General features: G+C 54.4%; 25 protein-coding genes and 5 pseudogenes. 14 read left to right on the forward strand and 16 right to left on the reverse strand.

Annotation, left to right across the window (positions count from 1 at the left end; translation table 11 throughout):
• Positions 1-74: 74 nt before the first annotated feature.
• Entirely contained in the window at positions 75-470 is a 396-nt protein-coding gene (locus ACHHZ6_RS23350) for a hypothetical protein (RefSeq protein ID WP_064732696.1), read from the reverse strand.
• A 48-nt stretch (positions 471-518) separates the two neighbouring features.
• A pseudogene (locus tag ACHHZ6_RS23355) lies at positions 519-736 on the reverse strand (PadR family transcriptional regulator); the annotation flags it as partial.
• Positions 737-975: 239 nt separating this feature from the next.
• Between ACHHZ6_RS23355 and ACHHZ6_RS23360 the strand changes: the two are divergent.
• Positions 976-1,746, forward strand: a complete 771-nt coding sequence (locus ACHHZ6_RS23360; RefSeq protein ID WP_370882913.1) for a siderophore-interacting protein — start codon at positions 976-978, stop codon at positions 1,744-1,746.
• A gap of 103 nt (positions 1,747-1,849) precedes the next feature.
• On the opposite strand, the gene ACHHZ6_RS23365 is transcribed toward ACHHZ6_RS23360, so the two are convergent.
• The 4 genes from ACHHZ6_RS23365 to dhaK all read right to left on the reverse strand — a co-directional run bounded on the left by ACHHZ6_RS23365 (position 1,850) and on the right by dhaK (position 6,716).
• Positions 1,850-3,499 carry a glycerone kinase gene (locus ACHHZ6_RS23365; protein ID WP_007372177.1) on the reverse strand — a complete coding sequence of 550 codons (1,650 nt, stop codon included), beginning with the start codon at positions 3,497-3,499 and terminating at the stop codon, positions 1,850-1,852.
• 74 nt (positions 3,500-3,573) lie between these two features.
• The gene (gene dhaM, locus ACHHZ6_RS23370) at positions 3,574-4,992 is read right to left on the reverse strand and encodes a dihydroxyacetone kinase phosphoryl donor subunit DhaM (RefSeq protein ID WP_007372178.1); all 1,419 of its coding nucleotides are present in this window, start codon (positions 4,990-4,992) and stop codon (positions 3,574-3,576) included.
• A gap of 10 nt (positions 4,993-5,002) precedes the next feature.
• Positions 5,003-5,635, reverse strand: coding sequence for a dihydroxyacetone kinase subunit DhaL (dhaL, locus tag ACHHZ6_RS23375; protein WP_007372179.1), 633 nt, complete (start codon positions 5,633-5,635; stop codon positions 5,003-5,005).
• A gap of 10 nt (positions 5,636-5,645) precedes the next feature.
• On the reverse strand, positions 5,646-6,716 hold the full coding sequence (gene dhaK / locus ACHHZ6_RS23380) for a dihydroxyacetone kinase subunit DhaK (RefSeq protein WP_007372180.1): 1,071 nt from the start codon (positions 6,714-6,716) through the stop codon (positions 5,646-5,648).
• A 556-nt stretch (positions 6,717-7,272) separates the two neighbouring features.
• Here dhaK and ACHHZ6_RS23385 point away from each other — a divergent pair.
• Together ACHHZ6_RS23385 and ACHHZ6_RS23390 are read left to right on the forward strand one after the other, a co-directional pair.
• Positions 7,273-8,370 (forward strand): glycerol dehydrogenase, encoded by a 1,098-nt coding sequence (locus tag ACHHZ6_RS23385; protein WP_007372182.1) that lies wholly within the window; start codon positions 7,273-7,275, stop codon positions 8,368-8,370.
• Between the two features lie 113 nt (positions 8,371-8,483).
• Positions 8,484-8,633: pseudogene (locus ACHHZ6_RS23390) on the forward strand (hypothetical protein); the annotation flags it as partial.
• Here the strand turns inward: ACHHZ6_RS23390 and ACHHZ6_RS23395 are convergent.
• Positions 8,623-8,838, reverse strand: a pseudogene (locus ACHHZ6_RS23395) (dihydroxyacetone kinase subunit DhaK); the annotation flags it as partial. The pseudogenes ACHHZ6_RS23390 and ACHHZ6_RS23395 overlap by 11 nt on opposite strands.
• Before the next feature lie 560 nt (positions 8,839-9,398).
• On the opposite strand from ACHHZ6_RS23395, the gene ACHHZ6_RS23400 reads away from it, so the two are divergent.
• Entirely contained in the window at positions 9,399-10,496 is a 1,098-nt protein-coding gene (locus ACHHZ6_RS23400) for a glycerol dehydrogenase (RefSeq protein WP_007372185.1), read from the forward strand.
• An 89-nt stretch (positions 10,497-10,585) separates the two neighbouring features.
• Positions 10,586-12,511 carry a dihydroxyacetone kinase operon transcriptional regulator DhaR gene (gene dhaR / locus ACHHZ6_RS23405; protein ID WP_009653098.1) on the forward strand — a complete coding sequence of 642 codons (1,926 nt, stop codon included), beginning with the start codon at positions 10,586-10,588 and terminating at the stop codon, positions 12,509-12,511.
• Here dhaR and ACHHZ6_RS23410 read toward each other — a convergent pair.
• From ACHHZ6_RS23410 to ACHHZ6_RS23425, 4 genes are read right to left on the reverse strand one after another with little or no spacing between them, the layout of a single operon-like run.
• Positions 12,489-13,019 (reverse strand): cob(I)yrinic acid a,c-diamide adenosyltransferase, encoded by a 531-nt coding sequence (locus ACHHZ6_RS23410; RefSeq protein WP_007372187.1) that lies wholly within the window; start codon positions 13,017-13,019, stop codon positions 12,489-12,491. The two genes, dhaR and ACHHZ6_RS23410, sit on opposite strands and share 23 nt — an antisense overlap.
• Positions 13,020-13,373: a glycerol dehydratase reactivase beta/small subunit family protein gene (locus ACHHZ6_RS23415; protein ID WP_007372188.1), complete on the reverse strand. Its 354-nt coding sequence runs from the start codon at positions 13,371-13,373 to the stop codon at positions 13,020-13,022. It abuts the gene before it with no gap.
• Between the two features lie 16 nt (positions 13,374-13,389).
• Positions 13,390-14,553 carry a 1,3-propanediol dehydrogenase gene (gene dhaT, locus ACHHZ6_RS23420; RefSeq protein WP_007372189.1) on the reverse strand — a complete coding sequence of 388 codons (1,164 nt, stop codon included), beginning with the start codon at positions 14,551-14,553 and terminating at the stop codon, positions 13,390-13,392.
• A gap of 22 nt (positions 14,554-14,575) precedes the next feature.
• On the reverse strand, positions 14,576-15,004 hold the full coding sequence (locus tag ACHHZ6_RS23425) for a heme-binding protein (protein ID WP_007372190.1): 429 nt from the start codon (positions 15,002-15,004) through the stop codon (positions 14,576-14,578).
• A 392-nt stretch (positions 15,005-15,396) separates the two neighbouring features.
• Here ACHHZ6_RS23425 and ACHHZ6_RS23430 point away from each other — a divergent pair, with 392 nt between their 5' ends.
• Genes ACHHZ6_RS23430 through ACHHZ6_RS23450 form a run of 5 tightly spaced genes read left to right on the forward strand, consistent with a single transcriptional unit; the run spans position 15,397 to position 20,770 of the window.
• Positions 15,397-17,064, forward strand: coding sequence for a propanediol/glycerol family dehydratase large subunit (locus ACHHZ6_RS23430; RefSeq protein WP_016241522.1), 1,668 nt, complete (start codon positions 15,397-15,399; stop codon positions 17,062-17,064).
• An 11-nt stretch (positions 17,065-17,075) separates the two neighbouring features.
• On the forward strand, positions 17,076-17,660 hold the full coding sequence (locus tag ACHHZ6_RS23435) for a propanediol/glycerol family dehydratase medium subunit (protein WP_009652918.1): 585 nt from the start codon (positions 17,076-17,078) through the stop codon (positions 17,658-17,660).
• A 2-nt stretch (positions 17,661-17,662) separates the two neighbouring features.
• Positions 17,663-18,091 carry a diol dehydratase small subunit gene (locus ACHHZ6_RS23440; protein ID WP_007372193.1) on the forward strand — a complete coding sequence of 143 codons (429 nt, stop codon included), beginning with the start codon at positions 17,663-17,665 and terminating at the stop codon, positions 18,089-18,091.
• A gap of 10 nt (positions 18,092-18,101) precedes the next feature.
• The gene (locus tag ACHHZ6_RS23445) at positions 18,102-19,913 is read left to right on the forward strand and encodes a diol dehydratase reactivase subunit alpha (protein WP_007372194.1); all 1,812 of its coding nucleotides are present in this window, start codon (positions 18,102-18,104) and stop codon (positions 19,911-19,913) included.
• Positions 19,914-19,966: 53 nt separating this feature from the next.
• On the forward strand, positions 19,967-20,770 hold the full coding sequence (locus ACHHZ6_RS23450) for an MIP/aquaporin family protein (protein WP_007372195.1): 804 nt from the start codon (positions 19,967-19,969) through the stop codon (positions 20,768-20,770).
• A gap of 51 nt (positions 20,771-20,821) precedes the next feature.
• On the opposite strand, the gene hdeB is transcribed toward ACHHZ6_RS23450, so the two are convergent.
• Positions 20,822-21,073 (reverse strand): acid-activated periplasmic chaperone HdeB, encoded by a 252-nt coding sequence (gene hdeB / locus ACHHZ6_RS23455; RefSeq protein WP_007372196.1) that lies wholly within the window; start codon positions 21,071-21,073, stop codon positions 20,822-20,824.
• 160 nt (positions 21,074-21,233) lie between these two features.
• Here hdeB and ACHHZ6_RS23460 point away from each other — a divergent pair, with 160 nt between their 5' ends.
• Positions 21,234-21,590 carry a GntR family transcriptional regulator gene (locus ACHHZ6_RS23460; protein WP_242529909.1) on the forward strand — a complete coding sequence of 119 codons (357 nt, stop codon included), beginning with the start codon at positions 21,234-21,236 and terminating at the stop codon, positions 21,588-21,590.
• A 26-nt stretch (positions 21,591-21,616) separates the two neighbouring features.
• Here the strand turns inward: ACHHZ6_RS23460 and ACHHZ6_RS23465 are convergent, their stop codons facing one another.
• Positions 21,617-22,003 (reverse strand): plasmid partitioning/stability family protein, encoded by a 387-nt coding sequence (locus tag ACHHZ6_RS23465; protein WP_009652914.1) that lies wholly within the window; start codon positions 22,001-22,003, stop codon positions 21,617-21,619.
• A 13-nt stretch (positions 22,004-22,016) separates the two neighbouring features.
• Positions 22,017-22,979: a plasmid segregation protein ParM domain-containing protein gene (gene parM / locus ACHHZ6_RS23470; protein ID WP_007372199.1), complete on the reverse strand. Its 963-nt coding sequence runs from the start codon at positions 22,977-22,979 to the stop codon at positions 22,017-22,019.
• Between the two features lie 863 nt (positions 22,980-23,842).
• Between parM and ACHHZ6_RS23475 the strand changes: the two genes are divergently transcribed.
• The 3 genes from ACHHZ6_RS23475 to ACHHZ6_RS23485 all read left to right on the forward strand — a co-directional run bounded on the left by ACHHZ6_RS23475 (position 23,843) and on the right by ACHHZ6_RS23485 (position 25,158).
• Entirely contained in the window at positions 23,843-24,157 is a 315-nt protein-coding gene (locus ACHHZ6_RS23475; RefSeq protein ID WP_009652923.1) for a hypothetical protein, read from the forward strand.
• Between the two features lie 133 nt (positions 24,158-24,290).
• Entirely contained in the window at positions 24,291-24,719 is a 429-nt protein-coding gene (locus ACHHZ6_RS23480; RefSeq protein WP_032155219.1) for a hypothetical protein, read from the forward strand.
• A gap of 13 nt (positions 24,720-24,732) precedes the next feature.
• Positions 24,733-25,158, forward strand: a complete 426-nt coding sequence (locus ACHHZ6_RS23485) for a hypothetical protein (protein WP_016241518.1) — start codon at positions 24,733-24,735, stop codon at positions 25,156-25,158.
• Between the two features lie 152 nt (positions 25,159-25,310).
• Here the strand turns inward: ACHHZ6_RS23485 and ACHHZ6_RS23490 are convergent.
• Both ACHHZ6_RS23490 and ACHHZ6_RS23495 read right to left on the reverse strand, forming a co-directional pair.
• Positions 25,311-26,204 (reverse strand): annotated as a pseudogene (locus ACHHZ6_RS23490) (IS3 family transposase); the annotation flags it as partial.
• Positions 26,205-26,216: 12 nt separating this feature from the next.
• A pseudogene (locus ACHHZ6_RS23495) lies at positions 26,217-26,335 on the reverse strand (hypothetical protein); the annotation flags it as partial.

The following is a 26,335-nucleotide window of genomic DNA, read 5'->3' on the forward strand; positions in this document are numbered from 1 at the left end:
GGAAAAAATAGCCTAAATAGGCTGATTCGATGTGTTTGCGGGAAAAAAATCGGCCCAGATCCGCGAAATTTTAATCAGCGAGTCAGCTTGGGAAGAAATGACCTGCTTATTCGCACCTTCCCTAGCAGTAGACCGTACGCATCGGTCACTTCCCATCCTTTAGTAGGTATTTTTTCAATACGTTCGCCGCGCGCACCCGCGCGTAGCCATAGCAACGGCGCAATGCGAACAAAGGCCAAGTTGTGGCTAACCGACTTCTCAGCTTCGTAGGTCAGAGTGAAAAACTCGGCATTTTCCTCAAAACCGTCAGACATTGGGAACTCGTCTGTAAACCTATAATTGACCTTAATCGGTTGTTCATTCGGCGTTTTGCCTGTGATAGCAGCTTGTACACGTGGTTTGGTGATATAATCACAGATCCCCCACTTTTCCCAATCAGGATCTCCAGGCCTTAAGCCCTGTTCGCGCAATTTTTTCTGTTCGTCGGCAGCGACTTCGTTGTTAGTGACGGAGATGCACTGGCGACGACCACCACCTCCGCCGCGACCGTGGCGGCGTCCGCACCCTGTTCGTGGTGATGTTCCTGGTGACAGCCTGCGTGGCGATGCTCTTCACTTTTGCAGCAGCCTGCATGGTGCTCACTGTGGCGGCTTTCGTGGTGATGTCCTTCACCCTTGCAGCAGCCTTCGTGTTGGTGCTCTGTATGTTTACAGCAACCTTCATGATGGTTTTGCATCATCGTCTCCTGATGTTATTTAGATATATCTAATTTATATCTAAAGTTTATCGACTTGCAAGTCTATAAAATAATTTTTGTTTAATTTAATGATTATTAATGGTTTTTATGGATTGCTGATAGCTGTTTAATCTCAAGCTGACTATATCAAAAAAGTGCTTGCAATCTTTTTGATTAGCAATCATTATCATTTAAAAATAAATTTAGATATATCGTATTATCTTCACGAAGGCGAAAAAATGACAAAAAACACCTCACGCTACACACAGCGCGTGCGTAACGAACTACGTTTTCGCGAATTAACCGTGCTGCGCGTTGAGCGTATCGGCCAGGCGTTCCAGCGGATCGTGCTGGGGGGCGAGGCGCTGGATGGCTTTGTTTCACAAGGTTTTGACGACCACACCAAACTGTTTTTCCCGCAGGCGGGCAGCGTATTTACGCCGCCGGAAGTGACCGACGAAGGCATTAACTGGGGCGAGGGCGTGCGCCCGGCGACCCGCGACTACACGCCGCTGTACGATGCCGAACGCCACGAGCTGGCTTACGATTTTTATATCCACGATGGCGGTATTGCCAGCCGCTGGGCGCTGGAAGCCAACATCGGCGATAAGCTGGTGATCGGCGGGCCGCGCGGCTCGCTGGTGGTGCCGGAAGATTACGCCTGGCAGCTTTATGTCTGTGACGAGTCGGGCATGCCGGCGCTGCGCCGTCGCCTGCTGGGATTACGTCAGCTGCCGGTGACGCCGCAGGTGACGGCCATCGTCACCGTCGCGGATGCTTCGTATAAAGATTATCTGGCGGATCTCGACGGCTTTAATATCGAATGGGTGGTAGGCCACAACCCGGCGTTCGTCGCCGAGCGGCTGGCTCAGGTCAAGGTGCCGTCAGAAGATTATTTTATCTGGCTGACCGGAGAAGGCGGCGTGGTGAAATCGCTGCTGGCGCGCTTTGAGGAGCCGAGTATCGATCAGCAACTGGTGCGTTCGCAGGCGTACTGGCATAGCAAATAATCGGCAGTGTGGTAAACCCGGATGGCGGCGCGTTGCGCCTTCTCCGGGCTACCTTTCAATGGTGTTATGTCGCCCCGGTAAGCGCAGCGCCACCGGGTGAGGCTTAGCGTTCCGCCAGCGCCTTAAACACCATCGCCACCGCGTGGGCGCCGGGGTCCATATTGCCGAGCAGGCTCTCGCTATTGAGATAGGAGGCGCGTCCGGCGCCGGCTTTGCTCGACTGGCAGGTGCGATCCGCGCCGGCCTGCGCCGCGGCGAAAGCGGCCTGCAGATTATCCGGTTCGGCCAGCAGCGCCGCCAGCGCCGGCTGTAGAGCGTCAATCATCGTCCGGTCGCCCTCATCGGCGCCGCCGTAAAATTTCATCTGCCCCAGACCGGCGTTCAGCGCTTCCGCCATGCTGGCGCCTTGCTCCAGCTTCTGCCCGGCGGCGGTGAAGAAAATCGACATCAATACGCCGCTGGAGCCGCCCATCACCACCGTCAGGCGTTCGCCAATTAGCGCGAACAGCGTGGGTAAATCATTGAGCGGCAGTTGCTGGCGTTGCAATAGAGCGGCAATCTCACGCGCGCCAGCGGCGAAAGTGGAGCCGGTATCGCCGTCGCCCACTTTGGCGTCAAGCGCGTTGAGATGGGTTTCGAGGCCGGAGAGGGTGCTGGTCACCTGCGCCACGTAATCGCCCACCTGCGGGTTGGCCGATGGCGTAAAGGCGACGCGTGCGCTGGCGAGCGCGGACGGCATGATATTAACAGCCCGCGGCTGCACCGGCTTCTGCCAACTGGCGGTTTCGACATCCGACAGCAGCGCCTTTTCAATGCTCTCTTCCAGCACGATAGTGGTCAGCGAGAAGCCTTTCATATCCAGCGCCGTTACCAGCGAAGCCGGGCCAATCAACCAGTCAACGCGCGCATGGAGTGGGGTGTTGGCCAGCTCGCGGGTCAGAATCGCCATCTCGGCCACCGACACGCCGCCGAGATTATTGAGCATCACCGCCAGGCGGCCGGTTTCAGGTAGGGCGGCGGTCAGCTTCTCTACCATAATCTGCATGATTTCCGCGCTGTTATGGGTCGCGATCGTCGAGGCTCCCGGTTCGCCGTGGATGCCCATCCCCAGCTCGGCGTGGCCGGGCTGATGGCGCGGCGCGCTTTCCGCTTCCTGCGGCAGGTGACAGCTGGCCAGCGCCACCCCGATGCTGGCGGTATGGTTGGCGGCGTATTGCGCTTCACGCAGGACGGTGGCGAGGTTGAAGCCGCGCTCGGCGAAATAACCCGCCACCTTATGCACAAGAATAGTCCCGGCGATACCGCGCGGCTGTTTGTTATCCGGCAGCGAAATATCGTCGCCGACGATCAGCATCTCTACGTTATAGCCAAGACGGCGCGCTTTCTCCGCCGCGAGGCCGAAGTTAAGCCGATCGCCGGTGTAGTTTTTAACGATCAGCAGACAGCCCGCCTCGCCGGTCACCGCCTGAATCGCGGTGAGTACCGCATCGACGCTCGGCGAGGCGAACAGATCGCCGCAGACCGCGGCGGTCAGCATGCCTTTACCAATAAAGCCGACGTGCGCCGGTTCATGGCCGGAGCCGCCGCCGGAAATCACCGCCACGTTGTTTTTATTCAGATCGCGGCGTACCACTACACGGATCGCCGGGTCGCTCTCCAGGCGGGCGAGGTTGTTCCACGGGCTGGCAATAATGGTTCCCTCGATCACGTCGTTAACGAGGCTGGCGCGCTGGTTAAAAAAGAATTGAGACATAGTGGTTCCTGATCAGTAAGCGAAAACTCACCCTCCGGAGGCGGGCCCCCGGAGTGGTAACGGTCAAAGTGGATTTAGCGACGAATAAGACGTTGCAGACGCATATCGAGCGTGATGGCTTCGCCAGGCTGAATATCATTCAGCGCTTCGCCCTGCTGGCATAGCCAGGCGATCCCCGCCGCGCGGGCGATAATCGCGCCGTGGGCCTGTTCGCTGCCGTCGCGCAGGCACAGGCCGGTGACCTTGCTGGCATCCAGTTGGAGTACAGTCGAGGGATAAATATTGTCGGCGATAATAATCGTCGGCTCACTGGCGAATGGCAGCGTCTCCTTAATACCCTGCAGATGGCGCAGCGTGCGCTGCAGAATATCGTCGACATCGATATAACGGGCCTGCAGATAGGCGTCATCCAGCTGACGATACTGCTGGCTGAGCTCCATCAGCACTTGATGCCACGCCCATTCCGCCGAGCACTGTTCGGTGAGCAGGCGATCGTTGGCGGCATCAAACAGATCTTCATCGTCGAGCAAGGTGTGATGACCGGCGAAGATCGCCGCGATATCGGCGTTAAATTTGTGTTCCGCCAGCTCGGTGAGCGCATTGAGATCGGCCAGCGTCTGGTCGATCGCCTGGCGCAGGCGCTGCTGCTCGCGGGCGATGTCGGCGGCGGCGGGGAGCGCCGGTTGGATCGGCGCCTGCGGATAAATCATCGCGGCGCCTTCAACACGCGCAGGTATGGCGGGTTCCGCTGTCGGCTGCGCCTCCGGCGACTCGCCGAAGTTATCGGCGGCCAGCGCCTGAAACGCCGCCAGCGCCGCATCGGCGTCCGGACCGCGGGCCAGCAGGCGCAGCTTATCGTGGCGGCGCACCTGTAGCAGAGCGATTTGATTCAGACTGTCCGGGGTGACGCATTTGCCGTTTTTCTCCAGCACCAGGTCGGCGTTAAAACCCGCCAGCGCGGCGACCAGCTTTGATGCCGGACGCACGTGCAGGCCGTTGTGATTGTTAATAATGACTGAAACCGATTTAGCATCGCCGTCGTCAGCAAGCGTTGGGGCGGCGGCGTCAGGCGTGTGCGAAGGTAAACCCAGCTGAACCCGCTTGGCTTCCAGGGCGTTCATGGCATCGGCGATAACTTTGTCGATCCCGGCGCCGGAGGCGGCGCTGACGGTGGCCGCCAGCGTCCCTTCGACCAGCGGCGCGGCGCACAGCCGCACCTTTGCCGCCATCGCCGGATCGAGCAGATCGAGGGCGGTTTCGGCGCTGAGCAGGGCGCTGCCGATATCCATCATCACCAGAACATGGTCGGTATCGGCGACGGATTCGATCGCCTCCATGACTTTAATCGGATCGGTGCCGATCGGGCTGTCGGGATCGTCGATCCCGGCGGCGATCGCCAGCTTACAGCCATCGTTCATTAACATCTGCCGGGCCAGTTCTCCGACACCTTCGCCCAGCCGGGCGCTATGAGAAACAATAACCAGGTTTACCATCGCGATTTCCTTACTCTTTGGCGGCGGCAGCCAGCATCTGAACCATAAACAGCACCGAGGTCGCGCCGGGATCCTGATGCCCGATGCTGCGCTCGCCGAGATAGCTGGCGCGGCCTTTACGCGCCTGCATGGTGATGGTGGCGTGGGCGGCGCGCTCGGCCACTTCGCAGGCGGCATCCAGCGCGGCAGGGATAGACAGATGTTGCTCGCTGGAATGACGCAGGGATTCCACCACCGGCAGCCAGACGTCGCACATCGTCTTATCGCCCGGCTCCGCTTTACCACGGTTGACGACGCCGTCCGCGCCTTCGCGGATCATCTGATAAAGCTCGTCGAGGGTCAGGCTCTGATGCGCCTGGGTGACCTGGGCGGCGCGGATAAAGAAGGTGCCGAACAGCGGGCCGCTGGCGCCGCCGACGTTGGAAAGCAGCGTCATCCCGGTATTCTTGAGAATAAAACCGATGTCTTTATCGGCGATCGACGGCAGCTTTTCGACCACTTTGCTGAAGCCGCGATGCATATTGAGGCCGTGGTCGGCGTCGCCGATCTCTTTATCAAGGCCGGTGAGAAAATCGCTCTGTTTGGTGAAAATGTCGCCACAGCGGTACAGCCAGTCGACGATTTGCGTTCTGTTCAGTGACATGTCGTGCTCCTTATTTTCCCCAGTTCAGCGCTGGGGTATGGACCGGGGCGTCCCATAACGCCAGTGTGTCATCATCCGCTTTCAGCAGGGTGATGGAGAAACCCGCCATATCCAGCGAGGTGCAGTAGCTGCCGATGAGGTTGCGTTCAATCACAATGCCGGACGCTTCGCAGCGCTGGGCAAGGCGGTTGTAAACGCCGTACAGTTCGGAAAGCGGGGTGGCGCCGAGGTTATTGACCAGCGCGATAACCCGATCGCCGTTTTGCAGCGCGGTTTTGCTCTGTTTCACTTCCTGCCACGCTCCCTTGACGTTATCCCACTGGCGCAGCGTGCGGCTGTATGCGCCGTTTTCCAGCAGGGTATCGACCATCTCATCGACGGTTTGGTCGAGCGAGCTGAAGCGGCGGCGGTCGATACCCGGCTCGCCATGGATGCCGACGCCGAACTCCATCTCATCATCTTTCAGGGTAAAGGAGGGCTGTCCGGCGGCCGGTACGGTGCAGGCGCCCAGCGCGATGCCAATCGAGTGACCAAGGTTATTTAAACGGCGGCCCAGTTCAGCGCAGGCTTCCAGCGAGTCGCCGCGTTCGGCGGCGGCGCCGACCAGTTTTTCAATCAGCACGGTATTGGCGACGCCGCGGCGTCCGGCGGTATAGAGGCTGTCTTTTACCGCCACGTCGTCATCCACCACGACGGTGGTAACCTTAACGCCACTTTCGTGCAGCAGCTCGGTGGCGGTCTCAAAATTCAGGATGTCGCCGGTATAGTTTTTGATAATCAGCAGGACGCCTTCGCCGCCGTCAATCTGCATCGCGCATTCGAACATTTTGTCCGGCGTCGGCGAGGTGAAAATTTCCCCCGGACAGGCGCCGGAGAGCATGCCCTGGCCGATGTAGCCGCAGTGCATCGGTTCGTGTCCGCTGCCGCCGCCGGAGAGCAGCGCCACTTTGCCGGCGACCGGTGCATCAGCGCGGGTGACATAGACCGGGTCCTGGTGCAGCGTCAGTTCAGGATGCGCCTTCGCCAGGCCGATAAGCTGTTCACTCAGTACATCTTCCACACGGTTAATCAGTTTTTTCATTGTTTATGCTCCGTAGGGTAGGGGGAGGTCGCCTGTCTATAAGGGTAGCCCGGCGATGTAGTGATTCTGGCTGAGCGGGCGCAAAATAAAATGCCGTCAAAATTGGTTCCATAACGGAACGTAGGAAAGAATTTTTGTTCCTTTATGGAACATTAATTGCCGATAAACAGGAGAAATGCGAGCCAGCGCTAATAATTTGTCCGTTTTTTTCTGCTATCAGAAATGGGGCAAGGATGATTTTTTTCGCCATTGTGCCGCATTGAGGCGATTTTCTGCGTTAAAGAGGGGAGACGATAGCGGCTTTTTTGCCAAAATGATCCGATCGCGATCGCAATCCCATCGCTTTCTCAGTCACATTGTTTCAATGTGAAACGCATTATTTTTTTATCTGTTTCAGAACAGAACAAAAAAGGGAAAAATTTTTTTCGCCGCGGCTCGCCCTACAGTGGATGCATCGCTCCGGCAGCGTGGCTGTAAGCGCCATTGATATCAGGCGCCGCGGCATGACGGCCTGGGCTCACGTGTCAACATACGCACTTATTTGAGGGTGAAAGGAATGCTAAAAGTTATTCAATCTCCAGCCAAATATCTCCAGGGACCTGATGCCGCCATGCTGTTTGGCGAATACGCTAAAAACCTGGCCGACAGCTTTTTTGTTATCGCCGATGACTTCGTGATGAAGTTGGCGGGCGACAAAGTATTGAACGGCCTGCATAGCCACAATATTAGCTGCCATGCGGAACGGTTTAACGGCGAGTGCAGCCATGCGGAAATCAACCGCCTGATCGCCATTCTTAAGCAGCACGGCTGCCGCGGCGTGGTGGGTATCGGCGGCGGGAAAACCCTCGATACAGCGAAGGCGATCGGCTATTACCAGAAGCTGCCGGTGGTGGTGATCCCGACAATTGCCTCAACCGATGCGCCGACCAGCGCGCTGTCGGTTATCTACACCGAGGCGGGCGAGTTTGAAGAGTATCTGATCTACCCGAAAAACCCGGATATGGTGGTGATGGACACGGCGATTATCGCCAAAGCGCCGGTACGCTTGCTGGTGGCCGGGATGGGCGATGCGCTCTCCACCTGGTTTGAAGCCAAGGCCTGCTTCGATGCGCGAGCCACCAGCATGGCGGGCGGGCAGTCCACGGCGGCGGCCTTGAGCCTGGCGCGCCTGTGCTATGATACGCTGCTGGCGGAAGGCGAAAAAGCACGCCTGGCGGCTCAGGCTGGAGTGGTGACCGATGCGCTGGAGCGTATTGTCGAAGCCAACACCTATCTGAGCGGTATCGGTTTTGAGAGCAGCGGCCTGGCCGGCGCGCACGCGATTCACAACGGTTTCACCATCCTTGAAGAGTGCCACCATCTGTATCACGGCGAAAAAGTCGCTTTCGGCACCCTGGCGCAGCTGGTACTGCAAAATAGCCCGCTGGAAGAGATCGAAACCGTGATGGGCTTCTGTGAAAAAGTCGGCCTGCCGATCACCCTTGCCCAGATGGGCGTGAAAGAGGGTATCGAAAGCAAAATCCACGCGGTGGCGAAAGCCACCTGCGCGGAAGGCGAAACCATCCACAATATGCCGTTCCCGGTCACCGCGGATAGCGTCTACGCCGCCATCCTTACCGCGGACCTGCTTGGGCAGCAGTGGCTGGCGCGTTAAGTCTTTCACAAGGTTCTATGCCGCGGCGCATTGCGGCATCAACTCCTCCCTCCGGCAGCCGCTGCCGGAGGGTTTTGTCGTTTTAACTGTGTTAACTCCAGCGGAAAAGGGATATGACAGCTCAGACTCAGGGTGCGGAAAATGAAGTTTCAGCCGTTATCAGCCAGTCGTGGCATCGCTGCAGCAAATTTATGCAGCGTGAAACCTGGCAGGCGCCGCATCAGGCGCAGGGGCTGACCTTTGAATCGATCTGCCGTCGCAAATAAACCCAACGTGCGCGGGTTCGTGTCCTGAACCGCCGCCGGAGATCACCGCCACGTTATTTTTGTTAAGGTCGCGGCGAACCACGATGCGAATGGCCGGATCGCTCTCCAGACGCGCCAGGTTATTCCACGGGCTGGTGATAATTGTACCGTCGATCACGTCGCTAACGAGATGGGGGCGTTGATTAAAAAAGAATTGAGACATAACGGCTCCTCGAGGTTGAGTGTAAGACAAACCCCCGAATGCATGTTCATGGTGCGGAGGCGATAGAGAGATTCTGGCGAAGTCAGCATGGAAAAAAACAACACGAAAATGAGTTTCATTACGAAACGTGATTGCTGTTTTTTGTTCCGAAATGAAACTTAATTAGGCGAGAAATCATCACAATGCGAACTCGCTCGACTTTTTCCTCCTGCGATCAGAGCAGGCCACACGGCGCAGTCAGTCTTTTTTGCGGGGCTTTACCCAGGATGGCGCGTAATTGGGGAAATTTATCATCGTGTTTGTCGGTAATTTCGCGGTAACGGAACGGATCGAGATCGCAAATCTCATTATTTTTGTGGTTAAGCGTTCCAATATGAAACGCATGTCATTTTTATCTGTTCCATATCAGAACAAAATGACGAAAGATTTTTTTGTACACGCCTCGCCATACAGTTATTACATCGCTCCGGTACGTCCGCTTTCGCCGTCAACATCAGGCTAAACGGGTTAACGCCAGGGCTCACCATGTAAAAACATGTACTTATTTGAGGATGAAAGGAATGCTAAAAGTTATTCAATCTCCAGCCAAATATCTCCAGGGTCCTGACGCTTCTACCTTATTTGGTCAATACGCTAAAAATCTGGCGGACAGCTTTTTCGTGATTGCGGACGACTTCGTCATGAAGCTGGCGGGAGAAAAGGTACTCAATGGCCTGCACAGCCATGACATTAGCTGCCACGCGGAACGCTTCAACGGTGAATGCAGCCATGTTGAAATTAATCGCCTGATTGCCATTCTGAAAAAACACGGTTGCCGCGGCGTGGTTGGGATTGGCGGTGGGAAAACGTTAGATACCGCCAAAGCAATTGGTTATTACCAGAAGCTGCCGGTAGTGGTGATCCCGACCATCGCCTCAACCGATGCGCCAACCAGCGCGCTGTCCGTTATCTATACCGAAGCGGGTGAGTTTGAAGAGTATCTGATCTACCCGAAAAACCCGGATATGGTGGTGATGGATACCGCAATTATTGCCAAAGCGCCGGTACGTCTGCTGGTGGCCGGGATGGGCGATGCGCTCTCGACCTGGTTTGAAGCGAAAGCCTGTTATGACGCTCGGGCGACCAGCATGGCGGGCGGGCAGTCCACCGTGGCGGCGCTGAGCCTGGCGCGCCTGTGCTATGATACCCTGCTGGCGGAAGGCGAAAAGGCACGCTTAGCCGCCCAGGCTGGCGTGGTGACCGATGCGCTGGAACGTATTGTCGAAGCCAACACCTACCTCAGCGGTATCGGCTTTGAAAGCAGCGGCCTTGCGGGGGCACATGCCATCCATAACGGCTTTACGATTCTGGAAGAGTGCCACCATCTGTACCACGGTGAAAAAGTCGCCTTTGGTACGCTGGCGCAGCTGGTGCTGCAGAACAGCCCGATGGAAGAGATCGAAACCGTGCTGAATTTCTGTCAGAAAGTGGGCCTGCCGGTAACGTTAGCGGAAATGGGTGTGAAAGACGACATTGACGGCAAGATTATGGCCGTGGCTAAAGCCACCTGCGCAGAAGGTGAAACTATTCACAATATGCCGTTCCCGGTGACGCCTGAAAGCGTACATGCCGCTATTTTGACGGCAGACCTGCTGGGACAGCAGTGGCTGGCGCGTTAATCGGGCACAGGTAAATTTACCCAGCATCTTCTCCCCCTCTGACAGTCTCTGCCGGAGGGGTTGTCTATGGCAAAACAGCGGAAAGGGATATGACGGCGCACACGCATAGCATCGGGCAGGAAGTCTCTTCGGTTCTCGCCCAGTCCTGGCATCGTTGCAGCAAGTTTATGCAGCGGGAAACCTGGCAGGCGCCGCATCAGGCGCAAGGGCTGACCTTTGAGTCGATTTGTCGTCGCAAGACGGCGCTGCTGACGATTGCGCAGGCCGCGCTGGAAGATGCCTGGGAGTTTATGGACGGTCGTCCGTGCGCACTGCTGATTCTGGATGAATCAGCCTGTATTCTCAGCCGTTGCGGCGATCCGCAGACGATAGAACAGCTGGCGGAGCTTGGATTTCGCGACGGCAGCTATTGCGCGGAAAGCATTATCGGCAGTTGTGCGCTGTCGCTGGCGACGATGCCGGGGCAGCCGACAAAAACCTCTGGCGCTCAGCACTTTAAACAGGCGTTGCATCCGTGGTCGTTCTGCTCGACGCCGGTGTTCGATAACCATGGGCATCTGTTTGGCTCCATCTCATTGTGCTGTCTGGTAGAACATGAGTCCGTTTCTGATTTATCCCTGACGCTGGCGATTGCCAGAGAAGTCGGCAATTCATTGCTGACCGACAGCCTGCTGGCAGAATCCAACCGCCATCTGAACCAGATGTACGGGCTGCTGGAGAGCATGGATGATGGCGTGATGGCCTGGAATGAGCAGGGGGTGTTGCAGTTCCTCAATGCGCGCGCGGCGCTGCTTTTGCATCTCGACGCGCAGGCCAGCCAGGGCAAAAACATTCACGACCTGCTCAATATGCCCATGCTGCTGCGTCGGGCAATTAAACATGCCCGCGGTCTGAATCACGTCGAAGTCACTTTTGAAAGCCAGCACCAGTTTGTTGATGCTGTTATCACCCTGAAGCCGATTGTTGAGGAGCAGGGCAACAGCTTTATCCTGCTGCTGCACCCGGTGGAGCAAATGCGTCAGCTGATGACCAGCCAGCTTGGTAAGGTGAGCCACACCTTTGAGCAGATGTCGACGGACGATCCGGAAACCCGACGCTTGATCCATTTTGGTCGCCAGGCGGCAAGGGGGAGTTTCCCGATCCTGCTGTGTGGGGAAGAGGGCGTAGGGAAAGAGCTGCTGAGCCAGGCCATTCACAATGAAAGCGAACGCGCCAGCGGACCGTATATTGCCGTGAACTGTCAGCTGTATGCCAACAGCGTGCTGGGGCAGGATTTTATGGGCAGTGCGCCTACCGATGATGAAAATGGTCGGTTGAGCCGCCTTGAGCTGGCGAACGGCGGCACGCTGTTTCTGGAGAAAATTGAATATCTGGCACCGGAGCTGCAATCCGCGCTGTTACAGGTGATTAAGCAGGGAGTATTAACCCGTCTTGATGCCCGTCGGCTGATTCCGGTGGATGTGAAAGTGATCGCCACCACTACGGTTGATCTCGCTAATCTGGTGGAGCAAAACCGCTTTAGCCGCCAACTGTATTACGCGCTGCACTCTTTTGAGATTGTTATCCCGCCGCTACGGGCGCGGCGTAACAGTATTCCCTCGCTGATTTATACGCGACTGAATAGCCTGAAAAAACGCTTCTCATCCAGCCTGAAGATCGACGACGACGCGCTGGCACAACTGGTGGCTTATTCGTGGCCGGGCAATGATTTCGAGCTGAACAGCATTATCGAAAACATCGCTATCAGTAGCGATAACGGGCATATCCGGCTGAGTAATTTACCTGATTATCTGTTTGCCGAGCGTCCCGGTCTGGAGACCGCGTCTTCCCTGCTGCCAGCCAGCCTGACGTTTACCGCTATCGAAAAAGAGGCGATTATCCATGCCGCCCGTGTCACCAGTGGGCGAGTACAGGAGATGTCGCAACTGCTGAATATTGGTCGCACCACCTTGTGGCGTAAGATGAAGCAGTACGACATCGACGCCAGCCAGTTTAAGCGCAAACATCTGGAGTAGTTTCTTCGATTCTGGCCATGGAGAACAGCGCATCCGACAGCCGGTTGATATAACGCCTGGGTTCATCGCGTAACGTCAGCTTTTTGTCCATCGCGATGAGGATCCGCTCCAGCCGCCGTGCCAGGGTGCGCGCCACGTGTAGTTGTGCCGATGCCAGATTTTTCCCCGGAATGACAAATTCTTTCAGGGGGCCGCTCTGCGCCATATTGCGATCAATAAGTTGCTCCAGCGCCTGAATATCCTCGGCGTTAATCGTCTGCGTTAAGCGGGCGAGACCTTTCTCATCGCTGGCGAGTTCCGCCCCCAGCACAAACAGCATCTTCTGGATGGCATGCAGATCCTGGCGTAATTCTGCCTGGCGCGAGCTGGCATAGCAGACGCCAAGCTGGGAAATCAGTTCATCCACCGTACCATAGGCGTTAACGCGGATGTCGTCTTTGTCGATACGGCTGCCGCCAAATAGCGCGGTCGTGCCTTTATCACCGGTTCGGGTATAGATGCGATACATTTATTTTATCTCGCTGAAGGGAAGCACTTTGACCAGTTGGCCCGCATTGGCGCCGAGCGTGCGGATGCTGGCTATCCCAGCGGCGATATGCCCGCAGACCAGCGCCCGATCCTCGGGTAGCTGGGCGTGGGTTAGGGCAATATCACCACTGGCGCTGAGGCCGAGACCCACGCGTAGCGTTGAGCTTTTAGCCGCCAGCTTGCTGAGGGCCAGCGCGCAGTCATGCTCGTCGCAACAGATTGTCCGGCAAGGGACGCCTTGCTCTTCCAGCCCCCAGCATAGTTCATCAAGCACGCGCGTATCCTGCCAGCGTGAGTGATAAAACAGATGTACGCCCGGTGATGAAAGTGACATTGCGCCCCCTTATTGATCAGAATGCCTGACGGAAGATCCCGGCAATTTCTTTCTCGTTACCTTTACGCGGGTTGGAGAAGGCATTGCCGTCTTTCAGCGCCATTTCCGCCATATACGGGAAATCGGCTTCTTTGACGCCCAGCTCGCGCAGATGCTGCGGAATACCGATATCGGCTGACAGGCGAGCGATGGCGCGAATCGCCAGCTCGGCAGCATCCATGGTGGACAGACCGTCAGTGTTCTCACCCATAAACTCCGCGATGTCGGCAAATTTCTCCGGATTAGCGATCAGGTTATAGCGCGCCACGTGCGGCAGCAGGACGGCATTTGCTACGCCGTGCGGCATGTCGTACAGACCGCCAAGCTGATGCGCCATCGCGTGAACGTAGCCAAGGTTGGCGTTGTTGAAGGCCATACCCGCCAGCAAAGAGGCATAGGCCATATTCTCGCGAGCTTTCAGGTTGCTGCCCAGTGCTACGGCCTGGCGTAAGTTGCGGGCGATCAGACGAATTGCCTGGATAGCGGCGGCGTCGGTAACCGGGTTGGCATCTTTTGAAATATAGGCCTCAACGGCGTGGGTCAGGGCGTCCATTCCTGTTGCCGCAGTCAGTGGCGCAGGTTTGCCGAGCATCAGCAGTGGGTCATTAATGGAAACCGACGGCAGGTTGCGCCAACTGACAATCACAAACTTCACTTTGGTTTTGGTATTGGTCAGCACGCAGTGACGGGTGACTTCGCTGGCGGTACCGGCGGTGGTATTCACCGCGACGATCGGCGGCAGCGGATTGGTCAGGGTTTCAATCCCGGCATAGCTATAGAGATCGCCTTCGTGCGTCGCCGCGATACCGATGCCTTTACCGCAGTCATGCGGGCTACCACCGCCGACGGTAACGATGATATCGCATTGCTCTTTACGAAAAACGTCCAGGCCGTCGCGCACGTTGGTGTCTTTAGGGTTTGGCTCGACGCCGTCAAACACCACCACGTCAATACCGGCTTCACGCAGATGTTCGAGGGTTTTATCAACCGCGCCGTCCTTAATGGCTCGCAGACCTTTATCAGTCACCAGCAGCGCTTTTTTACCGCCCAACAGTTTGCAGCGTTCGCCCACGACGGAAATAGCATTCGGGCCAAAAAAGTTCACATTTGGCACCAGGTAATCAAACATACGATAGCTCATAATTTACCTTCTTAGATTTAAATTATAATTCAGAGAAACAATTCAGTGCGGTTTGCGCTAATAACATGTCTTGTTCGACAGTACCGCCACTTACGCCGACAGCACCGATTAATTTATCGTTTAACATGACAGGTAAGCCGCCACCAAAAATAACGATCCGCTGTTGATTCGTTAGCTGTAAACCATATAGTGACGCACCCGGTTGTACCGCGTCGGTAATTTCATGGGTCCCCTGCCGCAGACAGCAGGCGGTATACGCTTTATTAAGAGAAATATCACAGCTGGTGACGAACGCGTCGTCCATGCGTTGCATCAGCAGCGTGTTGCCGCCGCGATCCACCACGGAAAAGACCACCGGCACGTTGATCTCAAGCGCTTTAGCCTCGACGGCCTGCGCCATTTTTTTCGCCGCCGCCAGCGTAATGGTGGCGATTGGTTGGCTCTTATTCACAGTCTCTCCTGAAAATGTTGTAGGGCTGATGTCACGAAAATATCGCGATACAGCTATTTTTTATCATTGGGTTTGGCTTTATTTTCTCGCCGCGCGTTATTAAGTCAATAGGGTGAAAATTTAAAAAGTATTAATTTAATTTTGTGTATTAGTGTTTATTGATAATGATCATTTAACTTCGTCACAATTCGCTACGAATATTCCTGAGAACCGTTTCAATATGGAACGATGAATTTTTATTACGTGCCAAATTGGAACGAAATTAATTTTATTTTTTTATTGCTGTGCTCATTTAGAGTTCGGCCATTGCTGATGAAAGGCGAATGCCGGGAGGTGTGTCCCCGGCAATACGGCCCGGCGTCCCTATTTTTTATCTTTTGAGTCCATAAACTATGAGAAGATCAAAACGATTCGAAGTGCTTGCGAAGCGCCCTGTAAATCAGGATGGGCTGATTGGCGAATGGCCTGAAGAGGGACTGATCGCCATGGAAAGCCCCTACGATCCGGCTTCGTCGGTGAAGGTAGAGAATGGTCGTATTGTTGAGCTGGACGGCAAGAGCCGCGCCGAGTTCGACATGATTGACCGTTTTATTGCCGACTACGCGATTAACGTGGCTGAAACTGAACGGGCAATGCGGCTCGACGCGCTGGAGATCGCCAGAATGCTGGTGGATATCCACGTCAGCCGGGAAGAGATTGTTGCTATTACCACCGCTATCACCCCGGCGAAAGCGGTGGAGGTGATGGCGCAAATGAACGTGGTGGAAATGATGATGGCGCTGCAAAAAATGCGCGCCAGACGCACGCCGTCCAACCAGTGCCATGTCACCAACCTGAAAGACAACCCGGTACAGATTGCCGCCGATGCGGCTGAAGCGGGGATCCGTGGTTTTTCAGAACAGGAAACGACGGTCGGGATCGCCCGCTATGCGCCGTTTAACGCCCTGGCGCTGCTGGTCGGTTCCCAGTGCGGTCGCCCCGGCGTGCTGACGCAATGTTCCGTTGAGGAGGCGACTGAGCTGGAGCTGGGGATGCGCGGGTTAACCAGCTACGCCGAAACCGTGTCGGTATACGGTACAGAGTCTGTGTTTACCGACGGCGATGATACGCCGTGGTCCAAAGCGTTTCTCGCCTCGGCCTATGCGTCTCGCGGACTGAAAATGCGTTACACCTCTGGCACCGGTTCGGAAGCGCTGATGGGCTATTCCGAGAGTAAATCGATGCTCTATCTGGAGTCGCGCTGCATCTTTATCACCAAAGGCGCGGGCGTACAGGGGCTGCAAAACGGTGCGGTCAGCTGTATTGGCATGACCGGCGCGGTGCCGTCGGGGATCCGCGCGGTGCTGGCGGAAAACCTGATTGCCTCAATGCTCGACCTTGAAGTGGCCTCCGCCAATGACCAGACCTTTTCCCACTCTGATATTCGCCGTACCGCCCGTACCCTGATGCAAATGCTTCCCGGCACCGACTTTATCTTCTCCGGCTATAGCGCCGTACCGAACTACGACAACATGTTTGCCGGGTCGAACTTCGACGCGGAAGACTTCGATGATTACAACATTCTGCAACGCGATCTGATGGTTGATGGTGGTCTGCGTCCTGTAACCGAAGAAGAAACCATCGCCATCCGCAACAAGGCGGCACGCGCCATTCAGGCAGTGTTCCGCGAACTGGGCCTGCCGCTGATTAGCGATGAAGAAGTCGAAGCTGCTACTTATGCTCACGGCAGCAAAGATATGCCCGCGCGCAATGTGGTGGAAGATCTGGCCGCCGTGGAAGAGATGATGAAGCGCAATATCACCGGGCTGGATATCGTCGGCGCACTAAGCCGTAGCGGTTTCGAAGATATCGCCAGTAACATCCTCAATATGCTGAGACAGCGTGTTACCGGTGATTACCTGCAAACGTCGGCTATTCTGGATCGCCAGTTCGACGTCGTCAGCGCCGTCAACGACATCAATGATTATCAGGGACCTGGTACCGGCTATCGCATCAGTGCCGAACGCTGGGCGGAAATTAAAAATATTGCGGGCGTGGTTCAGCCCGGCTCGATCGAATAAGGCGGTACACAGTGGAATGCACAACTGAACGTAAGCCGGTTTTCATCTTACAGGTGAGCGAAGGCGAGGCGGCTAAAGCGGACGAACGCGTGGATGAAGTCGTGATAGGCGTCGGCCCGGCCTTTGATAAGTATCAGCATAAAACCTTGATTGATATGCCGCACAACGCGATTTTGAAAGAGCTGGTTGCTGGCATCGAAGAAGAGGGGCTGCATGCGCGAGTAGTGAGGATCCTGCGCACCTCAGATGTTTCTTTTATGGCATGGGATGCGGCAAATCTCAGCGGCTCAGGCATTGGGATTGGTATCCAGTCGAAAGGAACCACGGTGATTCATCAGCGCGATCTGCTGCCGCTAAGTAACCTGGAACTGTTTTCTCAGGCTCCGCTGCTGACGCTGGAAACCTATCGTCAGATTGGTAAAAACGCCGCACGCTATGCACGCAAAGAGTCGCCTTCGCCGGTGCCAGTGGTCAATGACCAGATGGTGCGCCCTAAATTTATGGCCAAGGCCGCGCTGTTTCACATCAAAGAAACCAAACACGTGGTGCAGGATGCTGCGCCTGTCACGTTGCATATTGCACTGGTAAGGGAATGACCATGAACGACAACATCATGACCGCGCAGGATTACCCATTAGCCACCCGCTGCCCGGAGAAAATCCGGACGCCTGGCGGCAAGCCGCTAACCGACATTACCCTTGAGAATGTGCTGGCGGGCCGCGTAGGGCCGCAGGATGTGCGTATTTCTCAGCAAACGCTGGAGTACCAGGCGCAGATTGCCGAGCAGATGCAGCGTCATGCCGTGGCGCGCAATTTTCGTCGTGCGGCAGAACTGATTGCGATCCCGGATGCCCGCATTCTGGAGATCTACAACGCACTGAGGCCGTTTCGTTCTTCGTTCGCCGAGTTGCAGGCCATTGCCGATGAACTGGAACACACCTGGCACGCCACGGTGAACGCCGGGTTTGTCCGCGAGTCGGCAGAGGTATACCAGCAGAGAAATAAGCTGCGTAAAGGCAGTCAGTGACGGAGGCAGCATGCCGTTAATTGCAGGGATCGATATCGGCAACGCCACCACTGAAGTGGCGTTGGCGCAGGATGGCCGGTTTATCGGCAGCGGGATTGTCGCCACGACCGGGATGAAAGGCACGCGGGAGAATATCGCCGGGGTGGTCGCGTCCCTGCAGCAGGCGCTGGATAAAACGCCGTGGTCGCTGCAGGACGTGGCAAAAATCTGCATCAACGAGGCCGCACCGGTGATTGGCGATGTGGCGATGGAAACCATCACTGAAACCATCATTACCGAATCAACGATGATTGGTCATAACCCGCAAACGCCCGGCGGCGTTGGCGTGGGCATGGGAACCACCATCGCCGTGGAGAAGTTGGCGGCGTTGAGCGAGGATCGATTTGCCCAGGGCTGGATACCGTTGGTGGGTGAGGAGATGGATTTCCTTGAGGCGGTTTGGTTTATCAATGAAGCGCTGGATCGCGGCGTCAACGTGGTGGCGGCCATCCTGAAAAAAGATGATGGCGTGCTGGTGAATAATCGCCTGCATCGGCCAATACCGGTGGTTGATGAAGTCACTCTACTGGAGAAGGTGCCGGAAGGCGTGCTGGCGGCGGTGGAAGTGGCGGCCCCGGGACAGGTGGTGCGGGTGCTGTCGAATCCTTACGGTATCGCAACCTTCTTTGCCCTGACCCCTGAGGAAACACAAACTATTGTCCCCATCGCCAGAGCGCTGATTGGCAACCGTTCCGCTGTGGTGCTGAAAACCCCGCAGGGAGATGTGCGATCAAGAGTGATCCCGGCGGGTAAGATCTTTATCCGTGGTGAAAAGCGTGGCGGTGAAGCCGACGTAGCGCAAGGCGCGCAGGCCATTATGCAGGCGATGAGCGCCTGCGCGCCCGTGTGTGATATTCGTGGTGAAGCAGGCACGCACGCAGGCGGCATGCTGGAGCGGGTGCGAAAGGTAATGGCGTCCCTGACCGGCCATGAGATGAGCGCGATATACATCCAGGATCTGCTGGCGGTGGATACGTTTATTCCGCGCAAGGTGCAGGGCGGGATGGCCGGCGAGTGCGCCATGGAAAATGCCGTCGGGATGGCGGCGATGGTGAAAGCGGACCGTCTGCAAATGCAGGTTATCGCCCGCGAACTGAGCGCCCGACTGCAGACCGAGGTGGTGGTGGGCGGCGTGGAGGCCAACATGGCCATCGCCGGGGCGTTAACCACTCCCGGCTGTGCGGCGCCGCTGGCGATCCTCGATCTCGGCGCCGGCTCGACGGATGCGGCGATCGTCAACGCGGAGGGGCAGATAACGGCGGTCCATCTCGCCGGGGCGGGGAATATGGTCAGCCTGTTGATTAAAACCGAGCTGGGCCTCGAGGATCTTTCGCTGGCGGAAGCGATAAAAAAATACCCGCTGGCCAAAGTGGAAAGCCTGTTCAGTATTCGTCACGAGAATGGCGCGGTGGAGTTCTTTCGGGAAGCCCTCAGCCCGGCGGTGTTCGCCAAAGTGGTGTACATCAAGGAGGGCGAACTGGTGCCGATCGATAACGCCAGCCCGCTGGAAAAAATTCGTCTCGTGCGCCGGCAGGCGAAAGAGAAAGTGTTTGTCACCAACTGCCTGCGCGCGCTGCGCCAGGTCTCACCCGGCGGTTCCATTCGCGATATCGCCTTTGTGGTGCTGGTGGGCGGCTCATCGCTGGACTTTGAGATCCCGCAGCTTATCACGGAAGCCTTGTCGCACTATGGCGTAGTCGCCGGGCAGGGCAATATTCGGGGAACAGAAGGGCCGCGCAATGCGGTCGCCACCGGGCTGCTACTGGCCGGTCAGGCGAATTAAACGGGCGCTCGCGCCAGCCTCTCTCTTTAACGTGCTATTTCAGGATGCCGATAATGAACCAGACTTCTACCTTAACCGGGCAGTGCGTGGCCGAGTTTCTTGGCACCGGATTGCTCATTTTCTTCGGCGCGGGCTGCGTCGCTGCGCTGCGGGTCGCCGGGGCCAGCTTTGGTCAGTGGGAGATCAGTATTATCTGGGGCCTTGGCGTCGCCATGGCCATCTACCTGACGGCCGGTGTCTCCGGCGCGCACCTTAATCCGGCGGTGACCATTGCCCTGTGGCTGTTCGCCTGTTTTGAACGCCGCAAGGTGCTGCCGTTTATTGTTGCCCAGACGGCCGGGGCCTTCTGCGCCGCCGCGCTGGTGTATGGGCTCTATCGCCAGCTGTTTCTCGATCTTGAACAGAGTCAGCATATCGTGCGCGGCACTGCCGCCAGCCTTAACCTGGCCGGGGTCTTTTCCACGTACCCGCATCCACATATCACTTTTATACAAGCGTTTGCCGTTGAGACCACCATCACGGCAATCCTGATGGCGATGATCATGGCCCTGACCGACGACGGCAACGGAATTCCGCGCGGGCCGCTGGCGCCGTTGCTGATTGGCTTGCTGATCGCCGTGATCGGCGCGTCGATGGGGCCGCTAACCGGCTTTGCGCTGAATCCGGCGCGCGACTTCGGCCCAAAACTGTTTACCAGTCTGGCCGGGTGGGGCTCGATCGCCTTTACCGGTGTGCTGGCGATCCCTTACTTTCTGGTGCCGCTGCTGGCGCCGGTGGTGGGGGCGATTATCGGGGCGTTTTTGTATCGCAAGCTTATCGGCCGCTTTCTGCCGTGCGAATGCGGTATCGATGAGTAAAGCGGGACCCGCCGCAGCGCGGCGGGTTTCCCCGGCCTGATGCCGGGGGGGTTATTTTTTGATGACCGCGCTGAGATCGCCAAGTTTAGCGGCGGGGTTCTTGTGGCACTCCTGCAGCATTTTCGGTACCGAAACGGTCTCGACTTCATGCCAGTCAACATAGTCGCCGCCGCTAAAGTCGGTGTTGCGATTCACTACCCAGAAGGCCACCGGGGTCATGCTTTTTGGGTTCATATCCATAAATTCCTGACAGGTCATATTCTGCGGCGTGGTTTCCTCAACCGCGAACGCCGGGCTGGTCATCAGACAGAATGTGGTAGCCGCCACGGTCAATACGAGTGCTTTAGGGAAGGTGCGAACAAGTCCCTGATATGAGATCATGTTTGTCATCTGGAGCCATGGAACAGGGTTCATTATGAGGCGATTGATTGAGCCAGAACTGGCAGAAAAGGCCGTACTGAAAATGGATGCCAATGGCTTTGAAGAATGCCTGTCTTTGTGCCAAAAGCTGCGTTCCGCATATGAACGTAGGGATGTTTATCTGGCGCACCAGCTAAACCTCACTCTGCGGCTGAAGCTTTACATATACGCCGGTCTGCCTGAGTTTTTCAAAATTGTAACCCAACTGTGGATTAACCTGTGGCCAACTCTGAGTTACACGTTCGAATCTGACTCGGAGGATAAATGGCCAATATTTTTCTCGTCGCTTGAACTCGCTCTTTCAAACAGGGATGCAGGGGCAGCAGCAGATGCCATTAGAGAGTCACTGGATAAGGGGTTGCGGATCTATCTCAGCTTGTTAACCGAGCAAGGTGAGTAAACCGGCTACTAGTAGCCGGTTCGGATTCAACGTTTGAGGGTTTGCATCATCAGGGAGGGTTTAGGAATTGGTTCTTTCTGCTCAGCAGGCTTATCCGAATCAATGATGGTTGTTGCTCGGATACCTGTGGCCTGGGTTTCCACTGGTGAAGAATTCCGTTCAACGGCAATGCCCAGCGTTTGCGACAGAATGTTGCTCAGCGTTTCGGCATTAAACGATGTCGTGGTTTGTGCGGCCAGCAAATTTATTAACCGAGGGTCGAGCTCATGCAAGGCAGACGCAATTACCAGTGCCTTACGGTAAAATTCCCCCCGGGATCGGCGGGGTAAGCGCTCCATAATATCAAGAGCTTTACCGTCTTCTGGATTATTGCCGGGGCGGAGCCAGACGAGTAAACGTTTATCTTCTTCCATCACATAACCTCGTTTAGACGCTTGCCATTGCTTTGACGAGCGCGAGCTGCGCGTCAGGCGCTTTGATGACATCCAGCTTAGGGAATAGTTCGACAATATGAGAATGGATGAGCTCAGCACCGCCCCCGGCCAGTATGATTTTGTGGACGCTGTTCTGACGACGTATATCAGCTGCAACAGCTTCGGCCAGATTTTTCGACTCAGAATCGATAACGTCAATGATGGCATCAATTTTAGAGTGATCATTGACCGCAGAAGCAATCAACGCTCTATCATGACGGTTTTTAATGATGATATCCGCAATGGCATAACTACTTGGAGACTGGGCATCCTGGAGCGCAGCCATAACAGCTTTTGTCACTCGTGAAACGCCAACATCGCTGTTGCCAAAGATATCAGATATGCCCTCCATTGCCCCCTGAATGATGGCCAGGTCTAGGGTTGTTCCCCCCAGATCGACAACCAGGGTTCGTGTAAGCTGCGTGGTTGTTTTAGGATCAATCAGATATTCAGCCGCAGGTACTGATTCAGGCATTACGTTAACTTTTACAACATGAAAAGTTTCGCCATTATTCAGGGTTATTGGGCCCATAACGTTGGCCTTTTTCTTTTCAATATTAGCTTCGTTCAACTGCGCATCGCTCGTGAAGAACATGGCCACCGGCAGTGTCACTGTAAGTTCAACATCCTGTGGCTCAAGACCGGAAGTCAAAAGGGCATGATGAATTGCTACGCGACTTACAGCGTCGAACTGGAAAGAGGTATGCGTTGTTGTAATTGCAGATGTTGAACCAATGTCGTGAGTAAATTTCCGCCCATCAATGAGATAGTTGTAGATAGTTTTACCACCAAATGCGAGTGGAGTAGCCCAGCCTTCGCGGAAGGCGTTCTGCGAAACATGAGTTTTGATTTCACCATTCTCAATCCAGGCAAGTTTTACGTTCGTTGAGCCGTCATCACAAGCGATGTTCATCATGGTATATACCTCATTAAAATGTTCAAAAGTATCAAAAATCTCTGCCATTTTAGATAGTAAGCCATCCTGAAGCAAGGAATGCGCACCTGTAGCGCACGTTTAATGTCCACAAAATGACTATGAAAAGTGAATTACGAGTGAGTAAAACAGGAACGATTCTATCGGATTGAAATCTGGCGGGGTAAACGAGAAAGAGGGATGTATACGTACATGCAGAGGTCGGTAGCCCTGGAACACCAACGGAAAAAGTAACAAACCACCCGAAAAATGAACCAGTGCCACCAGACTAAATTGTGACAATCGATAGCCAATACTGCAAGAGAACCTAAGAATAAAAGGTATCGCTATATGACAGCTCAGTCGGTAAAATCGAGGAAACCATGTCGGATCACCATTGTAGTTTCTGGTTAGTTCAATAATGAGGTATCCCCAATGACATCCATTCTGCTTACTTCTGATTCTGTTGATGGGTACACTTTTTGTATTTCTACTGATGGTAATGGATGTAAGCTGTCAGTCAGGCCAGAATACCGGCGCAATGGCACACAAACTTATGATGGCTGGTTTCCCAGATACTACTCAAAGCCTCAGTATGCTAAAGCAGCGTTAACAAGGTTCCTTGGAGAATCTGTTAACTGGTCACCACGGACGGGGCTCAGTTAGTCACAGGATACGTAACAGCCTGAGTCCGAGGATACCAACAAGTCAAGAGAACCCCCTGATAAACCCTTAACAATCAACACCTTACCTTGGTGCGCTTAATGAACCTTATGTTGAATTATGGTTAAGTAGTCGATTTTATGGTTGGAAGTGCCTGTTTGCAGTAAAATGCAGTTCATTACCTTTAACCACTGGAACTAGACATGGCTAATGAAGATCTCCCCTCTGGGTGCAAACGCTGTAAAGGATGCAATCAGGTTAAACCCTTCGAAGAATTCGGTAAGGAACTTAAGGGTAAGTTTGGCCTTAAAAGTAAATGCAAGTTGTGCATTAGCGATAAAAACAGAAATTATGCTGCCGGTTCCGGTGCAGGTGTAAAACTCCAAAACAATAAAAAATACCAGACCGAGCATAAGAGTGAACTGGCAGAAAAGATGAGAGTAAGACGGGCAAAGAAAAAATTTGGAGATAACTATGAAGCATATCTAGCATCTTTAGAAAGGATTAAAAACCTCTGATAATTACATAACAACCTTAGCCAATAAGACACAAAGATTATGTATTGTTGCTTTTATTTCAAAGCATCAACTTTATTGAAAAGTTACGCTATACACTGTGCAATTTATTATGCTGATTTAATTTGGTGATTATATGAGTTGTCATGACAGAGACATCAATAAGATCCTTCAATCATTCACTCACTTAATGGTTGAAGCAAAAAAAAGCATCTTTCATTCAAAATCAATGAAGGTTCAAGGTCTTCAGTTAGTAGATGAGTTATACATCCGTGCCCGGACGGGAAAAATGTCATACCTCGGTTCGTCGGTACTGGTAGTCGCAACCATTTCAGTGAAGACCCCAGGCAAAGGATTTTTCAGACAGTTACTCTCGAAATTAAAAGAAGCAGCTGAGACAAATAACTACATCTTAAAGGTTGAGAATGTCATCAGCACCGAACTTAGGGAGTTTCTTATCAGAGAGGGTTTTTCATTTCCTGGTGAACGGTGGATGTGCGGTTCCGGCTACTGGGCTCCATCATCACTTAGGCTTAATGACCAATTAAGCACCCTCCCCGTCTAATATGAGGCCGTAAATGTTCATAACCCCTGAAGTTGCTTATGTCTGCGAGCTGTTACATAAATATGATGTACTTCCACTCGAATGTGATGGTCATACTATGGTTGTAAGTTGCCTGCTAGATAGATTCTGTATACCGCACCAGCGCATCGTTGGAGAAGTAACGTTGGCTGGAACTGGCCAGATAATTCGACCTCATCTGTGGATAGAGTATGACGAATACATAATAGATTACCGCCTCCGCATGTGGGCAAGGAAAACCGAAGATAATGTTAGTCTAGTGCCTCATGGCATCTTTATCGAAGATAAAAGTCAGGCAATTTACACTGCTCAAAGAATTGCAAATAAAGCCATGATATCAGACTCGATAATTGATTTTATGACAGATGGGTTATGGACTAAGATTCTCCTAGAAATCCCTGGTAAAAAAAGAATTACATAAAGCAGGAGGATTAAGTTTGTTCATAAAGTTTTTCTTCACTGACACTCAAAGCAAAGATGTCTTTTTCCAAGCACCAATCTTAGAAAATATTTGCTTTTCTACTGACTCAAGTTGGTTCATTAAAAGATAATAGTTGAATCGCCACGGATAATCTAGACACTTCCGAGCCGTTGATAATACTGGTTTTCATATTCTGTCGGTGAAATCTGATCGCTAGAACCATGCCGACGCTTACTGTTATAAAACATTTCGATGTAATCAAAAATATCGCTGCGGGCTTCTTCCCGCGTTCCGTAGATCTTTTTCTTTATCCGTTCGCGTTTCAACAATTGGAAAAAGCTTTCTGCAACCGCATTATCATGGCAGTTACCGCGACGGCTCATGCTGCCCTCCAGGCCGTGTGATTTCAGGAACGACTGCCACTCATGGCTTGTGTACTGACTGCCCTGATCCGAATGAACCAGCACCTGTTTTTGGGGATTACGCCGCCATACAGCCATCAGCAGTGCGTTCAGGACAATGTCCTTTGCCATCCGGGATTGCATGGACCAGCCGATAATTTTGCGTGAGAACAGATCAACAACCACGGCAAGATACAGCCAGCCTTCGTGGGTTCTGATGTAGGTTATATCCGTTACCCAACGCTCATTCGGAGCATCCGGATTGAACTGTCGCTGGAGCCTGTTGGGCGACACGATACTGGCCTCGCCTTTACGTGCCCGCGGGCTCCGGTATCCGACCTGAGCCTTTATCCCGACACGTTTCATCAGTCGCCAGACTCTGTTCACTCCGCACTGTTGCCCGCTGTCCCGCAGATCCAGATGGATTTTACGATAACCATAGACGCATCCCGATTCCAGCCAGAACTGTTTAATCTGTCCTGTCAGTCTCAGGTCTGCCTGATGGCGTTGTGAATGCGGCTGCTGAAGCCAGGCGTAAAAACCACTGGGATGAACATCCAGCACCCGACAGAGCAGGCGAACAGGCCAGCAACAGGTGTTGTCACGGATAAAGGCGTACCTCAGTCGGACAGCTTTGCGAAGTACGCCGCTGTAGATTCAATCTGTCAATGCAACACCCCTTTCAATTATCTCTTTCGGTGTTTTGAACTTCAGTGTCTTTCTCGGTCTGTTGTTTAGCTGAGCAGCAACCAGATCTAGTTCATGTTGAGTATATT

Origin of the sequence: Enterobacter cloacae complex sp. 2024EL-00214, assembly GCF_043945575.1 — a bacterium.
Taxonomy (GTDB): domain Bacteria; phylum Pseudomonadota; class Gammaproteobacteria; order Enterobacterales; family Enterobacteriaceae; genus Enterobacter; species Enterobacter cloacae_P.

What these genes read in the sequence shown, in the direction of transcription:
- ACHHZ6_RS23360 (WP_370882913.1), top strand. Translation starts at nt 976, where the DNA reads ATGACAAAAAACACCTCACGCTACACACAGCGCGTGCGTAACGAACTA.
- ACHHZ6_RS23365 (WP_007372177.1), bottom strand. Translation starts at nt 3,499, where the DNA reads ATGTCTCAATTCTTTTTTAACCAGCGCGCCAGCCTCGTTAACGACGTG.
- dhaM (WP_007372178.1), bottom strand. Translation starts at nt 4,992, where the DNA reads ATGGTAAACCTGGTTATTGTTTCTCATAGCGCCCGGCTGGGCGAAGGT.
- dhaL (WP_007372179.1), bottom strand. Translation starts at nt 5,635, where the DNA reads ATGTCACTGAACAGAACGCAAATCGTCGACTGGCTGTACCGCTGTGGC.
- dhaK (WP_007372180.1), bottom strand. Translation starts at nt 6,716, where the DNA reads ATGAAAAAACTGATTAACCGTGTGGAAGATGTACTGAGTGAACAGCTT.
- ACHHZ6_RS23385 (WP_007372182.1), top strand. Translation starts at nt 7,273, where the DNA reads ATGCTAAAAGTTATTCAATCTCCAGCCAAATATCTCCAGGGACCTGAT.
- ACHHZ6_RS23400 (WP_007372185.1), top strand. Translation starts at nt 9,399, where the DNA reads ATGCTAAAAGTTATTCAATCTCCAGCCAAATATCTCCAGGGTCCTGAC.
- dhaR (WP_009653098.1), top strand. Translation starts at nt 10,586, where the DNA reads ATGACGGCGCACACGCATAGCATCGGGCAGGAAGTCTCTTCGGTTCTC.
- ACHHZ6_RS23410 (WP_007372187.1), bottom strand. Translation starts at nt 13,019, where the DNA reads ATGTATCGCATCTATACCCGAACCGGTGATAAAGGCACGACCGCGCTA.
- ACHHZ6_RS23415 (WP_007372188.1), bottom strand. Translation starts at nt 13,373, where the DNA reads ATGTCACTTTCATCACCGGGCGTACATCTGTTTTATCACTCACGCTGG.
- dhaT (WP_007372189.1), bottom strand. Translation starts at nt 14,553, where the DNA reads ATGAGCTATCGTATGTTTGATTACCTGGTGCCAAATGTGAACTTTTTT.
- ACHHZ6_RS23430 (WP_016241522.1), top strand. Translation starts at nt 15,397, where the DNA reads ATGAGAAGATCAAAACGATTCGAAGTGCTTGCGAAGCGCCCTGTAAAT.
- ACHHZ6_RS23440 (WP_007372193.1), top strand. Translation starts at nt 17,663, where the DNA reads ATGAACGACAACATCATGACCGCGCAGGATTACCCATTAGCCACCCGC.
- ACHHZ6_RS23445 (WP_007372194.1), top strand. Translation starts at nt 18,102, where the DNA reads ATGCCGTTAATTGCAGGGATCGATATCGGCAACGCCACCACTGAAGTG.
- ACHHZ6_RS23450 (WP_007372195.1), top strand. Translation starts at nt 19,967, where the DNA reads ATGAACCAGACTTCTACCTTAACCGGGCAGTGCGTGGCCGAGTTTCTT.
- hdeB (WP_007372196.1), bottom strand. Translation starts at nt 21,073, where the DNA reads ATGACCAGCCCGGCGTTCGCGGTTGAGGAAACCACGCCGCAGAATATG.
- ACHHZ6_RS23460 (WP_242529909.1), top strand. Translation starts at nt 21,234, where the DNA reads ATGGATGCCAATGGCTTTGAAGAATGCCTGTCTTTGTGCCAAAAGCTG.
- ACHHZ6_RS23465 (WP_009652914.1), bottom strand. Translation starts at nt 22,003, where the DNA reads ATGGAAGAAGATAAACGTTTACTCGTCTGGCTCCGCCCCGGCAATAAT.
- parM (WP_007372199.1), bottom strand. Translation starts at nt 22,979, where the DNA reads ATGATGAACATCGCTTGTGATGACGGCTCAACGAACGTAAAACTTGCC.
- ACHHZ6_RS23475 (WP_009652923.1), top strand. Translation starts at nt 23,843, where the DNA reads ATGGCTAATGAAGATCTCCCCTCTGGGTGCAAACGCTGTAAAGGATGC.
- ACHHZ6_RS23480 (WP_032155219.1), top strand. Translation starts at nt 24,291, where the DNA reads ATGAGTTGTCATGACAGAGACATCAATAAGATCCTTCAATCATTCACT.
- ACHHZ6_RS23485 (WP_016241518.1), top strand. Translation starts at nt 24,733, where the DNA reads ATGTTCATAACCCCTGAAGTTGCTTATGTCTGCGAGCTGTTACATAAA.